8 protein-coding genes (1 of these 8 running past the window's edge) are annotated in these 15,795 nt (G+C 71.2%); 5 read left to right on the forward strand and 3 right to left on the reverse strand.

What is annotated here, in order from left to right; all coding sequences use genetic code 11:
* Nucleotides 1-5,757, forward strand: the final stretch of a protein-coding gene (locus C6376_RS28535; protein ID WP_107446045.1) for a non-ribosomal peptide synthetase. The gene continues 11,157 nt to the left of window position 1, outside the view; the window shows 5,757 of its 16,914 coding nt (coding positions 11,158-16,914); its start codon lies off the left edge, out of view; its stop codon occupies nucleotides 5,755-5,757.
* Between the two features lie 30 nt (nucleotides 5,758-5,787).
* On the opposite strand, the gene C6376_RS28540 is transcribed toward C6376_RS28535, so the two are convergent.
* Nucleotides 5,788-6,804, reverse strand: coding sequence for a threonine/serine dehydratase (locus C6376_RS28540; protein ID WP_159083283.1), 1,017 nt, complete (start codon nucleotides 6,802-6,804; stop codon nucleotides 5,788-5,790).
* A gap of 344 nt (nucleotides 6,805-7,148) precedes the next feature.
* Here C6376_RS28540 and C6376_RS28545 point away from each other — a divergent pair, with 344 nt between their 5' ends.
* The 4 genes from C6376_RS28545 to C6376_RS28560 all read left to right on the forward strand — a co-directional run bounded on the left by C6376_RS28545 (nucleotide 7,149) and on the right by C6376_RS28560 (nucleotide 13,593).
* Complete coding sequence (locus tag C6376_RS28545) at nucleotides 7,149-8,015, forward strand: ATP-binding cassette domain-containing protein (protein WP_159083284.1); 867 nt, start codon at nucleotides 7,149-7,151, stop codon at nucleotides 8,013-8,015.
* A gap of 386 nt (nucleotides 8,016-8,401) precedes the next feature.
* Nucleotides 8,402-9,985: an MBL fold metallo-hydrolase gene (locus tag C6376_RS28550; RefSeq protein ID WP_107449244.1), complete on the forward strand. Its 1,584-nt coding sequence runs from the start codon at nucleotides 8,402-8,404 to the stop codon at nucleotides 9,983-9,985.
* Between the two features lie 156 nt (nucleotides 9,986-10,141).
* Nucleotides 10,142-11,161, forward strand: a complete 1,020-nt coding sequence (gene hppD / locus C6376_RS28555; protein WP_107446048.1) for a 4-hydroxyphenylpyruvate dioxygenase — start codon at nucleotides 10,142-10,144, stop codon at nucleotides 11,159-11,161.
* Nucleotides 11,161-13,593, forward strand: coding sequence for an aminotransferase class I/II-fold pyridoxal phosphate-dependent enzyme (locus tag C6376_RS28560; protein WP_254076096.1), 2,433 nt, complete (start codon nucleotides 11,161-11,163; stop codon nucleotides 13,591-13,593). Before hppD ends, C6376_RS28560 begins: the two co-directional genes overlap by 1 nt.
* 103 nt (nucleotides 13,594-13,696) lie before the next feature.
* Here C6376_RS28560 and sbnB read toward each other — a convergent pair whose 3' ends face one another.
* On the reverse strand, nucleotides 13,697-14,722 hold the full coding sequence (gene sbnB, locus C6376_RS28565) for a 2,3-diaminopropionate biosynthesis protein SbnB (protein ID WP_107446049.1): 1,026 nt from the start codon (nucleotides 14,720-14,722) through the stop codon (nucleotides 13,697-13,699).
* Nucleotides 14,719-15,702 carry a 2,3-diaminopropionate biosynthesis protein SbnA gene (sbnA, locus tag C6376_RS28570; RefSeq protein ID WP_107446050.1) on the reverse strand — a complete coding sequence of 328 codons (984 nt, stop codon included), beginning with the start codon at nucleotides 15,700-15,702 and terminating at the stop codon, nucleotides 14,719-14,721. Before sbnA ends, sbnB begins: the two co-directional genes overlap by 4 nt.
* Nucleotides 15,703-15,795: the final 93 nt, after the last annotated feature.

Raw genomic sequence — 15,795 nt, forward strand, 5'->3', positions numbered from 1 at the left:
GTGGCGATCGTGGCCGACGGCGAGCGGCTGACCTTCGCCGAGCTGGATGCGCGGGCGAACCGGCTGGCGCATTACCTGATCGGTCAGGGTGTGGGGGCGGAGTCGGTGGTGGGGCTGGCCCTGCCGCGTGGTGTCGGGATGATCGCCGGGATGCTGGCGGTGTGGAAGTCGGGGGCGGGTTATCTGCCGTTGGATGCGGCGCAGCCGACGGAGCGGGTGGCCTTCGCGATGAAGGACAGCCGGGCGGCGCTGGTGGTGACCACGGAGGAGATCCTCGACGAACTGCCCTCGGTGGGCGTGCGGTTGGTGGCCGTCGACGGTGCTCTCGTGCGGATGCAGCTGGCCGGCCTGCCCGAGACCGCACCCGGTATCGCCCCGCAGCCCGACGGCCTGGCCTATGTGATCTATACGTCGGGTTCGACGGGTCGTCCGAAGGGTGTCGCGGTCACGCACGGCGGTGTGGCGAACTATGTGGCCTCGGTGCCCGGCCGTATCGGGTTCGATGTGCCGGGCGGGCGGTATGCGCTGTTGCAGGCGCAGGCCACGGACCTGGGCAACACGGTGGTCTTCGCGAGCCTGGCGACCGGTGGAGAGCTGCATGTCCTGCCCGAGGAAGCGGTCACCGACCCGGCGCTGGTGGCCGGCTACCTGACCGAGCACTCGATCGACTTCCTCAAGGCCGTTCCCTCGCACCTGGCCGCGCTGGCCTCCGTGGCCGGGGCGGAGGGCGTGCTGCCGGCCCGTTCGCTGGTCCTGGGCGGCGAGGCCGCTTCCCCGGAGCTGGTGCGTGAGCTGGTTGAACGCGCCGGTAAGGCGGCGGTGTTCAATCACTACGGTCCGACGGAGACGACCATCGGTGTCGCGACCACCCGCCTGAGCGCGGACGACGCGGCGGCAGGCCTGGTCCCGGTCGGCTCGCCGGTGGGCAACACCCGCTTCTACGTCCTGGACGAGGCTCTGCGCCCCGTACCGGTGGGCGTGGCCGGTGAGCTGTACGTCGCGGGTGCGCAGCTGGCGCGCGGCTATGTCCAGCGTGCGGGGCTCACGGCGGAGCGGTTCGTGGCGAATCCGTTCGAGCCGGGTGTGCGGATGTATCGCACGGGTGACCGGGCCCGCTGGACGGCCGACGGTCGGGTGGTGTTCCTGGGCCGCACGGACGAGCAGGTCAAGGTCCGTGGCTACCGGATCGAGCTGGGTGAGGTGCAGTCCGTCGCCGCCGCGTACCCGCTGGTGGCTCAGGCTGTCGTCGTGGCCCGCGCGGACGTCCCGGGGGAGACCCGTCTGGTGGCGTACGTCGTCGCGGACGATCCGGACGAGGACAGCAGCAAACTTCCCTCCGCGGTACGTGAGTTCGTCGGGCGGCGTCTGCCGGAGCACATGGTGCCGTCGGCCGTCGTGGTCTTGGATGAGCTGCCGCTGACCGGGAACGGCAAGCTGGACCGCAAGGCGCTTCCCGCTCCGGACTACGGCAACTCCTCGGCCGGTACCGGCCGCCGCGCGGCAAGTCTGCAGGAGGAGTTGCTCTGCCTGGCCTTCGCCGAGGTCCTCGGCCTGGAGAGCGTCGGTGTCGACGACGACTTCTTCGACCTTGGCGGTCACTCCCTCCTCGCGGTGCGCCTGGTCAGCCGTATCCGCACCGTTCTGGGCGTGGAGACGGAGATCCGCACCCTGTTCGAGGCCCCGACCGTCGCGGCCCTCGCCGCCCGCCTCACGGGCGCCGAAACCGCCCGCACCCCCCTCACACCCATGCCGCGACCGGAGCACCTCCCGCTCTCCTACGGACAACGCCGGCTGTGGATCATCAACCAGATGGACGGCCCCAGCAGCACCTACAACATCCCGGTCAGCTCGCGGATCCCGGGCGATGTGGACGCCCCTCAGCTGAACGCCGCGTTCCTCGACCTGATCGAGCGGCACGAGGTGCTGCGCACGGTGTTCCCGGCGGTCGACGGCGAGCCGCACCAGCGGATCCTGGAGCCCGCCGCACTGGAGTGGGCGCTGCAGGTGATCGACGTGGAGCGGGATGCGCTGGGCGCGGCGGTCGACGAGGCCGAGCAGTACGAGTTCGACCTGTCCTGCGAGATCCCGATCCGGGCGACGTTGTTCCGGGTTGGCCCCGAGGAGTGCGTGCTGGTGATCGTGGTGCACCACATCGCCTCCGACGGCTGGTCGTGGGGTCCGACCATGGCCGACCTGAGGACGGCCTACGCGGCGCGCAGCGCCGGCCGGGCACCGGCGTGGGAGCCGCTGCCGGTCCAGTACGCGGACTACACGCTCTGGCAGCGCGAGGTGCTGGGCGACTCCGTCGACCCGGAGAGCCTGAGTGCGCGTCAGATCGCTTACTGGCGCGAGGCGCTGGCCGGGGTCCCGGAGGAGCTGGAGCTGCCGGCCGACCGGCCGCGACCGGCGACGGCGAGCCACCGGGGCCACCGGACGGCGCTGGAGGTCTCGCCGGAGGTGCACGCGCGACTGTCGGAGATGGCGCGGTCCGAGGGCGTGACCATGTTCATGGTCATGCACGGTGCGCTGTCCGTCCTGCTCAACCGGCTCGGTGCGGGCACCGACTTCCCGATCGGGTCGGCTGCGGCAGGCCGTACGGACGAGGCGCTGAGCCCGTTGATCGGGTATTTCGTCAACACCTTCGTGGTACGGACCGACGTGTCGGGCGATCCGACCTTCCGCGAGGTGCTCGCGCGGGTGCGGGAGGCCGCGCTGGGGTCGCTCTCCCATACGGACGTGCCGTTCGAGAAGCTGGTGGAGGAGCTGTCGCCGGCCCGTTCGATGGCCCGCCACCCGCTCTTCCAGGTGATGTTCCTGCTGGAGAACGCCGTCCGTGCGAAGAGTGACACGAGGACCGAAGAGCCCGGTCACTGGACCAACGGTGACTCCTACGAGAACGCCGACGGCGGCGTCCTGGCCACCCGCTCCGCCACGGTCAAGTTCGACCTGGACTTCGACATGGTCGAGGTGCACGACGTGGAGGGCACGCCGACCGGGATGCACGGCGGGCTGACCGCCTCCGCGGACCTCTTCGACGCCGAGTCGAGCGTGCGCATCGCGCAGCGGTGGGTCCGGCTCCTGGCGACCCTTGCCGCCGACCCGGACCTGCCGGTCAGTGAGGTCGACCTGCTCGGCCCGGAGGAGCGGCACCGGGTGCTCACCGAGTGGAACGCCACCGAGGCGCCCGTGCCGGACGGGACGGTCGTGGAACTCTTCGAGGCGCAGGCCGCCCGGACGCCCGACGCGGTCGCTCTGGTGCAGGGCGAGGTCGAGCTCAGCTACGCCGAGCTGGACGCCCGGGCGAACCGGGTGGCGCGGCTGCTCGCGGGCCGGGGCATCGGCCCGGAGAACGTGGTCGCGGCGGTCTTCGAGCGCACCGTCGACCTGGTGGTGGCACTTCTCGGGGTGATCAAGGCGGGTGCCACCTACCTGCCGATCGACCCGGCGTACCCGGCGGACCGGATCGCTTATGTGATCGCCGACTCGGGTGCCGTCTGCCGTCTCACCAGCGAGAGCCTGGGCGAGCGGCCGGCCGAGCCCGAGGGACGGCTGGCCGAGGACACCGAGGCGCAGCGGGTCCCGGTGGTGCTGCTCGACTCCGCCGAGGTGCGGGCCGAGCTGGCGGCCCTGGCGGACGGCCCGCTGACGGACGGCGAGCGCACGGCGGCCCTGCTGCCGGAGCACCCGATGTGGGTGATCTACACCTCCGGCTCCACCGGGCGCCCCAAGGGCGTGCTGGTGGAACACCGGGCGATCGTCAACTTCCTGTCGGCGATGCAGGACCGCTTCGCGCTGGACGCCGACGAGCGGCTGCTGGCGGTGAGCACCCACGGCTGCGACATGGCCGGGTTCGAGTTCTACCTGCCACTGCTGAACGGCGCCCGGATCGTACTGGCCGCACAGGAGCAGGTGCTCGACCCGTGGGCGCTGCGCGCTCTGATCCGGGACACCGGTGCGACGATCGTGCACGCCACGCCGAGCCTGTGGCGCGGCCTGGTGGCCGACGCCGAGGACCCGGTGGACTGGTCCCGGGTCCGCGCGATGATCGGCGCCGAGGCGCTGCCGGCCGACCTGGCGCGGACCCTGCTGAGCCGCACGCCCACCCTGACCAACCTGTACGGTCCGACCGAGACCACGGTCTGGTCGACCGGCAAGGAGCTGGCGGGCGAGGACGCGGACGCGTCGTCGATCGGCTCCCCGATCGGCAACACCCGGGTCTACGTGCTGGACGAGCGCCTGTCGCCGGTGCCGGTCGGTGTGGCCGGCGAGCTGTACATCGCGGGGCGCAGCGTGGCGCGCGGCTACCTGGGCCGGCCGGGTCTGACGGCGGGCCGGTTCGTCGCCGACCCGTTCGCCGGCCCCGGCGAAAGGATGTACCGGACGGGCGACGTGGTGCGGTGGACCGCGCACGGCGACCTGCAGTACGTCGGGCGCTCGGACGACCAGGTGAAGGTGCGCGGCTTCCGCGTGGAGCTGGGCGAGATCGAGTCGGTGCTCGCCGGGCACCGGTCGGTGGGCCAGGCCGTGGCGCTGGTGCGCGAGGACGCCCCCGGCGACCAGCGGCTGGTGGCCTATGTGGTGCCGAAGCGGGGCGTCGCACAGGAGGAGCTGGACCAGCTCGGGCAGGCGGTGCGCGGGGTGGCGCAGGACCGGCTGCCGGGGTACATGGTCCCGTCCGCGGTGGTGGTGATCGACAAGCTGCCGCTGATGCCGAACGGCAAGCTGGACCGCAAGGCCCTCCCGGTGCCGGAGACCGAGGTGCGCGAGGACGCCCACCACTCGGTCACCTCCTTCGAGGCGAACATCGGCGCCGCGTTCGCGGAGGTCCTCGGCCTGGACGGCGTCGGCGTGGACGACGACTTCTTCGCCCTCGGCGGCCACTCGCTGCTCGCCGTCCGGCTGGTGGAGAAACTGCGGGAGAGCGGGGTGACGATCGCGGTGCGGGACCTGTTCGCGGCGCCCACCGTGGCCGAGCTGATGAAGCGGATGAGCCTGTCCTCGGTGCGGGACGCGCTGGACGTGCTGCTGCCGATCCGGGAGCAGGGCGAGCGTCCGCCGTTCTTCTTCCTCCACCCGGCGGTCGGCGTCAGCTGGTGCTACATGTCGCTGGTGCGGTACGTGCCGGCCGACGTTCCGCTGTACGCCCTGCAGGCCCGCGGCCTCGACGGCAGCGGAGAACTCGCCGGATCCATCGCGGAGATGGCCGCGGACTACATCGAACAGATGCGGTCGGTGCAGCCGAGCGGCCCGTACCACCTGCTGGGCTGGTCGTACGGCGGGGCCCTCGCCCACGAGATCGCCGTCCAGCTGCAGGCGGCCGGCGAGGAGGTCGGGGCGCTCGTGCTGCTCGACCAGTACCCGTGGGATCCCGAGGAGGAGAAGCACCTGGCGGCGCGCGAGGCCGAGTTCGACCAGGAGGAGTTGCTCGACCGACTGGTCGACGTGGTGCGGCTGGAAGCGGGTGGAGCGCTCGGCGCGATCACCGACGAGGAGTACCGGGTCTTCGCGAAGGTGCTCTACAACGGCCGTCGGATCCGGCACGACCACGTGCACGGACGGTTCGACGGTGACGCCCTGCTGATCGTCGCCGAGGAGGGGCGCGAGGAGGACGGGCCGACCTCCGAGGACTGGGCGGAGTTCGTGACCGGCACGGTCGCGCAGGCCGGGGTGCCGTGCAGCCACTACGACCTCGCGAAGCCGGAGAATCTCGGCCTCGTCTGGGCCGAGGTGTCCGCGTGGCTCGGCTGGGAGGACTGACGCCGGGACGGGTGCCGGGGCGCAGCGGCCTCAGTCGAGGCCGCTGCGCCCGGCGAGCATCGAAGTGACCAGACTCGGTTCGACGTTGCCGCCGCTGAGCAGGACGCCCACGTCGGAGCCGTACTCGGCGGCGTGGGCCAGCCCGGCGGCGAGCGCGGTGGCCGCTGCCGGTTCCACTACCAGCCGGGCGTGCAGGAACGCGGCCATCAGAGCCTCGCCGATGGCCGGCTCCGGGACGGTGACCACCGAGGTGACCGCGCGTTCGGCGAGCTCGAAGGGCAGCGCGCCGATCCGGTCGGGGCGCAGCCCGTCGGCGATGGTGTACCGGGCGGGGACCGTCACCGGCCGGCCGGCGTTCAGGGCGGCGGTCAACGCCGGTACTGACTCGGGCTCCGCGCCGACGACCGCCGTACCGGACCCCTCGGCGGCCAGGCAGGCGCCCGCTATGGCACTGCCGCCGCCGATCGGGACGACCACGGCGTCCAGCCGTACGCCCTCGGCGGCGACCTGGCCGAGCAGTTCCGCGGTGGCGGTGGCCTGGCCGAGGACCACCCGCGGGTTCTGGTAGGGGTCGACGGCGTCGTAGCCGTACCTCTGCCGCAACTCATCGACGACGGCGATGCGTTCGGCCAGCAGCGTGCCGGCGGTGACCACCTCGGCACCGGTGTCCCGGATCCGGCGGACCTTGGCCGGCGGCGCGTCTGCGGGCAGCACCAGCATGGCGGGGAGTCGGTGTTCACGGGCGGCGAGCGCGACCGCGATCGCGTGGTTGCCCGTACTCTGGGCAATCACGCCGCGGCTGCCGTCCCGGGCGAGTTCGTCCACGGCCAGCAGGGCGCCGCGGGCCTTGAACGACCCGCCGTGCTGGAGGTTCTCGGCCTTCAGCCACAGGCGGGCGCCGGCGATGGCGTCCAGCGGGGCGCAGCGCACCACCGGCGTGCGCCAGACCCGGCCGGCGAGTTCGCGTTCGGCGCGTGCGACGCCGCTGTGGTCGAGCGGTGCTCCGGCCATCAGCGCGGGATGCTTTCCGGGGGTGATGTCAGGCATGCCGTGCAGCCTTTCCGTCGGGGTCGCTGACTTCATTTCGGCGGGCCGAATCGAGGTTTTTCCTGCACGCCCCTGCAATGCCCATCGGGCCCTCCTCAAGGGGCTGTCCGCGGAATGTGCGGAAGTGGCCGTTATCCTTGCAGGGAGGGATCTTCGTCGGAAAGACTTGGCTTTCTCCGTGGGCGAGAGGACGGCTGGAGACAGCCGGTCGTGGCGCGCGGTATCAGATCCGCTCGCGGGCGGCGTCGGGCCGCAGGTGTCAGTCCAGGGGTGACAGGTTCCGCCGTTTGTTGCTGCCGAAGGTCCGACGCGGTGCGGACCCGGCCCACTCCACCATGGTGATCATGATCGAGATCAGAGAACTGACGAAACGGTACCGCGAGGTCACGGTCGTGGACGGTCTGAGCTTCACGGCCGAGGCCGGACGAGTCACCGGGCTGCTCGGGCCGGAAGGCGCGGGCAAGAGCACGACGCTGCGGATGCTGCTGGGCCTGAGCAGTCCTACCGCGGGCAGCGCCGCGATCGGCGGCCGCGAGTTCCGCGACCACCCGCCGGGGCCCCACGAGGTCGGTGCACTGCTGGACAGCCACGGCGTGTACTGCCGGCATGTCGGCAACACCGCCCGGGAGTGCCTCGTCGGGCTGGCCCGGCGGTACAGGCTCCCGCGCGGCCGGGTGGACCAGGTGCTGGAGCAGGTCGGGCTGACCGAGGTGGAGCAGCGCCGGGTCGGCACCTTCTCGTTGGGGATGCGTCAACGCCTCGGTGTCGCCTACGCGTTGTTCGCCGACCCGCCGGTCCTGGTGCTCGACGAGCCGCTCAACGGGCTGGACCACCGCGGGCTGGTCTGGGCGGGCGACCTCTTCCAGCGGCTGGCCGGCGAGGGGCGCACGGTGCTCGTCTCCGGACAGCCCTCGATCGGACTCGCCGGCCTGGCGGAGGACCTGGTGGTCGTCGCGGGCGGCCGCAGGGTCGAGGGACAGCGGGCAGCGCTGCTCCGCGACGGCGACGGCGACGGCGGGCCTCGGGTGCAGGTGCGCACGCCCGACATCGCGGTGCTGGCCGAGTTGCTGGCCGACAAGGGCGCCCAAGTGGTGCTCAACGACGACCAGTCGCTGACCGTGACGGGCCTGACCGCCCAGGGCATCGGCGACGTAGCCTTCCTGAACGTCGTACCGGTGCACGAGCTCGCCCCGGACATCCCCGGTCGCTGAGCCGCGCCCGACAGTGTTTTCCCATGGCGCGCATCTGCCCACCCGACGGGCCGGCCGTTCAACCGGCGCGCCGACGCAGTTGCACAGGGGGTGTCCTGCGCCTCTTCGGGCCGGCCTCCTGATTCCCTGTTCAAGAACCGTGCGCGGCGGCCGAGTATTGATCCACTGTGCCGCCCCGGGCCATCCTGATTCCGGAGATCGCGCTGTGCGCGGCAATCCTTGTATGGCGAGGCGGATGTGGTTTCGTCGGCTTTCCGGGCCCAGGTCCCGAGCTGACTCTCTCTGGTCGTCATTCCATCGACGTGCGGCCGGACGCTCGGAATTCCGGGACGGCTTCCCGGTCGCTTGGTCAATTCCTTTTGCTTTTTCTGGAGAGAGGGGTGCTGATGTCCGACAAGAAGCTCTTCCTGCGGTCGAAGGCCATCATCGAGCCGCTGGTGGACAGGTTCTTCGCCTGGCCGTACACCATCGCGCCGGTGCAGGCGGCGATGAACCTCGCGTTCCTGCAGCTGCCGCTGCTGGAGTCCTATCTGCAGTCCCCACAGGTGCATGTGGCAGCGAGCCACAACCCGGAGCTGCGCGGCGGTTACTTCGTCAACATCCCGGAGTCGCGCGCCGACGAGGTCCGTGACCTGGTCGCCGCGATCAAGCGCGACCGCGCCGACATGCTGCGCTTCGCCGAGGCGATCGCCGCCGGCCAGGAGATCCTGCGGGCGAACGCGACCGGCTTCGACCTGACCCCGCTCTACCCGAAGATGCCCGAGGAACTGGGCGGTCTCATCGAGCTCGCCTACGACACCGACAACCAGGCGCAGATGCGGTTCATGGAGCCGCTGGTCTTCAAGAGCAAGGTCTACGACGAGTCCCGCCAGTCGGTGCAGCTCTCCCTGGAGACAGGGATCGAGCGCCCGTTCATCCTGAGCACCCCGCGCCTGCCCTCGCCGGACGTCCTGGAGCTGGACATCCCGTTCCGCCACGAGGGCCTCGCCGAGCTGTTCAAGGCCCGCGTGCACGGTGCCACCCTCGCCCACCTGCGCGAGGCGCTCGGCCTGGACGACGCCCAGACCGGCCAGCTGTCCAAGCTGCTGACGGACCGTCCCAGTCTGTCCGAGGACCGCCACATCGACGGCGGCGGCCGGATCCGATACTTCGGGCACGCCTGCCTGGTCCTGCAGACGCCCGAGGCGGCGATCGTCACCGACCCGTTCATCAGCGCCGACAGCACCGCCGGCGACCGCTACACGCTGGACGACCTGCCGGACTACATCGACCTCGTGCTGATCACCCACGGCCACCAGGACCACATCGTCCTGGAGACCTTGCTCCAGCTGCGCGGCCGCCTCGGCGCGATCGTCGTCCCCCGGTCCTCGCGCGGCAACCTCGCCGACCCGTCCATGGCGCTGATGCTTCGTCACCAGGGCTTCAACGTCATCGAGGTCGACGACTTCGACGAGGTCGAGTTCCCCGGCGGCAAGATCACGGCGACGCCGTTCCTCGGGGAGCACTGTGACCTGGACATCCGCGCCAAGTCCACCTACTGGGCCGAGCTGGCCGGCAAGAAGGTCTTCATCGGCGCCGACTCGTCCGGCATCGAGCCCTCGCTCTACCGCTACATCAAGGACCACCTGGGGACCGCCGACATCGCCTTCCTCGGCATGGAGTGCGACGGGGCGCCGCTGACCTGGCTCTACCAGGCGCTGCTGACCGTCCCCATCTCGAAGAAGATGAGCAACTCGCGCAAGCTCTCCGGCTCCAACGCCGAGCAGGCCGCCGCCATCATGACCGAGCTCGGCGCCCGCGAGGCGTACATCTACGCCATGGGCGAGGAGGACTGGCTCGGCCACGTGATGGCCACCACCTACACCCCGGACACCTACCAGCTCAAGCAGATCGACGAGTTCCTCGCCTGGTGCAAGGACCGCGACATCACGGCCGGCCACCTCTTCAAGCAGCAGGAGTGGCGCTGGTAACCACCCGGTGTCGGCAGGGCCCGTGGGGGCGGGACGCCGGGCCTTCGTGACCTGCGAAGACCCGGGGTCCCTCCCCCTCCGTCTGACGGATCCCCGAAGCCACGTCACCCACGAAACGCCATCGGCCCTCAGGCCGTTCAGGAGGTAGGTAGCACCATGGACGTGCAGGACATCGTCTACGCCGAACTGTTCACCTCGGACAAAGTCTCCGCCGCCGACTACTTCGTCTCGGGCCTGGGCTTCAGCAAGGTCGCCGACGCGGTGGAGACCGACCGCAGCTCCGTGCTGCTGCGCCAGGGCGACGTGAACCTGGTGGTCACCTCGGGCCGCGGAACCTGGCGCTTCCTCGACAGCCACGGCGAGGGCATCGCCGATCTCGCCTTCAGCTGCGACGACCCGGTGGCAGCCGGCGAGCGGGCGGTGGCGGCCGGCGCCGCGCGGCTGGACTCGGCCCGCGGCACCACCGTGGTCTCGGGCTTCGGCGGCGTCGCCCACACCCTGCTCCCGGCCGCCGCCCGCCCCGGCGAACCCCTCGCCGACGGCCGCAGGTGGACACCCTGCCCGCCCACTCCGACCGCCACGCCCGCTCGGATCCGCCTGCTCGACCACGTCGCGGTCTGCCTCGCGGGCGGCACCCTCGACTGGTACGCCGACTACTACCGGGACGCGTTCGGCTTCTCCCGGTATTCCTCCGAGTACGTCGCCGTCGGCGGGCAGGCGATGGACTCCGTCGTGGTGCGCAGCGCCTCCGGCCGTGCCACCTTCACCCTCGTCGCGCCGGACCCGACCAAGGAGCCCGGCCAGCTCGACACCTTCATGGAACGCAACAGCGGCCCGGGCGTGCAGCACCTCGCATTCCTCGTCGACGACATCATCGCGGCGGTCGGCGAGGCCCGGAACCTCGGCGTCAATTTCCTCACCACCCCCGACACGTACTACGACCTACTCGTCGAGCGCTTCGACGGGGACACCGACCGGATAGCCGAGCTGCGCAAGGCGCAGGTGCTGGCCGACCGGGACGAGTGGGGTCACCTGCTGCAGCTGTTCACCCGCTCGCCCTACGAGCGCAACACCCTCTTCTTCGAGCTCATCCAGCGCCAGGGCTCCCGGGGCTTCGGCAGCGCCAACATCCGTGCCCTGTACGAGGCCGTCGAGCGGGACCGGCTGACCTCCTGATGGACAGCGCCGACGCCATGACGGAACGCCCGCTGACCCTCGCCGAGTACGAGGCCCTGGCCCGCCCCCGGCTGGAGCCCGGCGTCTGGGACTTCCTCGCGGGCGGCGCGGGCGAGGAGCGCACCCTCGCCGCCAACCTGGCGGTGTTCGACCGCCTTCGGCTGCGCCCCAGGGTGCTGACCGGCGGCGGCGCGCCCGCCACCGCCACCCGGATCCTCGGCCGGACCTGGTCCCTGCCGCTCGGCATCGCACCCATGGCCTACCACACGCTGGCCCACCCGGACGGCGAGGTCGCCACCGCCCGCGGCGCCGGCCGGCTCGGCGTCCCGCTGGTCGTCAGCACCTTCGCGAGCCGCACCTTCGAGTCCATCGCCCGGGCCGCCGCCGCGCCGCTCTGGCTCCAGGTGTACTGCTTCCGCGACCGCTCCACCACGCGTGATCTCGTCCAGCGCGCCGAGCGGGCCGGATTCGAGGCACTGGTGCTCACCGTGGACGCCCCGCACCTCGGCCGCCGACTGCGCGACCTGCGCAATGACTTCCGGCTGCCGGACGGCGTCGTACCGGCCAACCTTCAAGGCGGGGACTTCGCCTCGCCCGGCGGGCACGCCCGAACCGAGTTCGACCCCACCCTGGAGTGGTCGACCATCGAGTGGCTGCGGTCCGTCAGCTCACTGCCGGTGCTGGTGAAGGGCATCCTGACCGCCGAGGACGCCCGCCTGGCGCTCGCCGCCGGGGTGGACGGCATCGTGGTGTCCAACCACGGCGGCCGCCAACTGGACGGCGCCCCGGCCACCCTGGAGATGCTGCCGGAGATCGCGCAGACGGTCGCGGGCGCCCGCCCCCTGCTCCTCGACGGCGGGGTGCGGCGCGGCGCGGACGTCCTCGCGGCGCTGGGCCTGGGAGCCGACGCCGTCCTGCTCGGGCGGCCGGTGCTGCACGGCCTGGCCGTGAACGGCGCACAGGGCGTCGAGCACCTCCTCGGCCTCGTCGCCGAGGAGCTGACCGAGGCGATGACGCTCACCGGCACCGCCTCCGTCGCCGCGGCCGGCCCGGAGCTGGTGGCCGAAGCGGACCCGTGGGGCCGGCCGGCGGCGCTCCGCCGCCCCGGCCCCACCCGGCAGGACCGGTCGGCCGGCGACCTGCGCCGGGACGAACTGCACGGCAGCGTCACCGACCCGGTGCTCGACACCATGAACTTCCTCAACGAGGTCACACAGCGCTATCCCGAAGCGATCTCCTTCGCGCCCGGCCGCCCGTACGCCGGCTTCTTCGAGACCGAGCAGATCTTCACGTACCTGCGCCGCTATCTGGACCACCTGGCCGAGGGCGGCGCCTCGCCCGAGGACATCCGCTCGGCGCTCTTCCAGTACGGCCCGACAGCCGGCCAGATCCGCGAGCTGATCGCCGACATGCTGCGGGCGGACGAGGGCATCGACGTGCCCGCCGAGTCCATCGTGGTGACGGTCGGAGCCCAGGAGGCGATGCTCATCGTCCTCCGGGCACTGATCTCCGGTCCTGCGGACGTGCTCCTGGTCTCCAGCCCCTGCTACGTGGGCATCACCGGCGCGGCGCGGCTGTTCGACATCGTGCCGAGCGCTGTCCCGGAGGCGCCGGGCGGGTTCCGCTGCGCCGACCTGGAGACGGCGATACTCGCCGAGCGGGCGCGCGGCCGACGCCCCCGGGCGTTCTACGTCGTGCCGGACCACTCCAACCCGTCCGGGACGACTATGCCGCTCGCACAGCGCCGGGAGCTGCTCGAGCTCGCGGCGCGCCACGACATCCTGATCCTGGAGGACAGCCCATATCGGATGGTCAGCCCCGGCCGGCAACTGCCGACCCTGAAGTCGCTCGACCGCTCACGCCGCGTCGTCCACCTGGGCTCGCTCTCCAAGACGCTCTTCCCGGGCACCCGGGTGGGCTTCGCGGTCGCCGACCAGGTGGTCGTCGGCGCGGACGGCGCCACCGGCCTGCTGGCGGACGAGCTCACCCGAATCAAGAGCATGGTGACGGTGAACACCTCGCCCGTCAGCCAGGCGGTGGTGGCCGGGATGCTGCTCGCCGTCGGCGGGCGGACCGCCGAGTTCAACGCCGGGACGGCCCGCTACTACGGGGACGCCATGCGGGCCACCCTCCGCGAGCTCGACCGGTGCTTCCCCGAGCCGGAGCGAGCGGCGCTCGGCGTCCGGTGGAACACGCCGACCGGGGGCTTCTTCCTGGCCGTCGACGTGCCGTTCACCGCGGGCACCGCGGCCCTGGAGCTCGCCGCGGAGAAGTTCGGGGTCATCTGGACACCGATGTCGTACTTCTTCCCGCAGGGCGGCGGCGAGCGCAGTCTGCGGCTCTCGGTCAGCTATTTGACGCAGCCGCAGATCGCCGAGGGCGTCGGGCGGCTGGCCGACTTCATCCGCTTCGCGGCCGACGCCAGACCCTGACCCGACCTGACCGGCCTGATCGAACGCCGTACACCGCCGCACACATGAGGAAGGGCCCGCCGGGGAGGCGGGCCCTTCCTCATGCGCTGTGCCGTGACCGGTCTCAGCCGTAGCGCTTCATCTCGTGGAAGAAGTCGGGGACGGTCAGCAGGCTCCCGGCCGCGCTGACCTCGTCGTAGACGAACTTGGCCACCGCCAGGTCCAGCACGCCCAGACCGAACGGCGAGAACACGACCGGCCGGTCCGCCGGGGGAGTGGTCCGGCCCTCCAGCAGGTCGTAGAGGGTGCCGTCGACGAAGTCGCGGTTGCCGGCGCGCTGTTCGGCCAGGTGAGGAGAGGTGTTCGCCTTCAGGCAGTGGTCGATGTCGTCGACGATGTTGTACGAGGACAGGATGATCTCGGGGGAGAGGTCGCGCAGCGAGACGTGCAGGACGAGCGGGTTGTGGGAGAACAGCGCGGGGTCGAGGATGTGCGGCTCGCCCGCCACCGTGGCCAGCACGACGAGGTCCGACCCGGCGATGAGTGACTCGGCGCTGTCGTGGATCGTGACCGGCCCGGCCCCGGCGCGGCTCAGATATCCCTCGAAGCCCTCCGCGTTGTCCCGGGACAGGTCGAAGACGCCGACCTCGTCGAAGGCGAGGCCGCCGGCCACGAGGTAGGTGTGCAGGTAACGGGCGATCAGCCCGACGCCGATGAAGCCGACCCGGCGCGGTGCCACACCCCGCCGGTCGGTGAGCGTGACCGCCGCCAGGGCCGCCGAGGCGGCGGTGCGCGAGGCACTGATGACCGAACTCTCCAGGCAGGCCAGCGGATAGCCGGTCGCGGTGTCGTTGAGGACGACCACGGCGGAGGCGCGCGGAATGCCGGCACTGACGTTCTCCGGGAACGACGAGATCCACTTGATGCCGTGCACGTCCACGTCGCCGCCGACCGAGGCGGGCAGCGCGATGATCCGGGAGGACGGCCGCTCGGGGAAACGCAGGAAGTACGAGTCGGGGTTCACCGTGCGGCCCTGGCCATGCAGGCGGTACGCCTTCTTGACCAGCGCGGTGACCTGCTTCTCGCGGCCGCGCAGGACATCGACGACCTGCGCGCCGGAGATGACGGAGAAGGAGGGGGCATGGGTCATGGGTGCGGGCTCCAGTGCGGATCGGTTGACAGGTCGCCCTGGCCGAAGTGTTCGCGCAGCCAGAGGTCGTCGTAGATGGAGTTCAGATAGCGCTCGCCGAGGTCGGGGGAGATCGCGACGGCCACCGGGTCCTCGCCCGGGTACTTCTCGGCCAGCCAGCGAGCGGCGCCGCTCACCACGGTCCCGGTCGACCCGCCGAGCACGAAGCCCCGAGCCGCCATCTCGCGGCAGGTGCGGATGGTGTCGGGTTCGGAGACGTGCACGACGTCGTGGATGCACGACTCGTCGACCAGTTCCGGGCGGGTGCTGGTGCCCAGGCCCGGGACCACCCGGCGCTCCGGGACACCGCCGAAGGTGACCGAGCCGACGGCGTCGACTGCCACGACGGTGACCTCCGCGCGGTGCTGCCTGAAGTAGCGCGCGCACCCCATCAGCGTGCCGGTGGTGCCGGCGCCGACGAACAGCACCTCCAGGTCCGGGAATTCGGCCGCGATGGCCGGCGCCGTGTGCTCGTAGTGCGCCCGCCAGTTGTTGGGGTTGGCGTACTGATTGAGCCACACATAGCGGTCGCTGCTGGCGCACAGGTCGCGGACGTATTGGATGCGGCTGTTCAGATAGCCCAGATTGGCATCCTGTGTGGTGATCACCCGGACGTCCGCGCCCAGGGAGCGCATCAGCCGCTGGGTCGTGGAATTGCATCGGGGGTCGGTCACACAGACGAAGCGGTAGCCCCGGTCGGCCGCGATGATGGCCAGGGCGATGCCGAGGTTTCCCGAGGAGGACTCCACCAGGACCGAGTCGGGTCCGATGAGGCCGTCCCGCTCCGCGGCTTCCACCATGGCGATGGCGGCCTTCAGCTTGATGGACCCGGCGAAGTTGAAACCTTCGCACTTCAGGTACAACGGCGTTGCGTTCACCCGGCGCAGATCCAGGTAGAGATCCTCGACATTGAATTCGTGCGGGGAGCTGATAATAGGCATGGCGCCGGACACCTCGGCAGGACGGAAATGGATAGGGGGAAAGCGGTCAAGGTGCGACCGTAAGCCTGAAGTGAAGAAAGAAGAGTCGAAAAA

Source organism: Streptomyces sp. P3 (genome assembly GCF_003032475.1).
Taxonomy (GTDB): Bacteria; Actinomycetota; Actinomycetes; order Streptomycetales; family Streptomycetaceae; genus Streptomyces.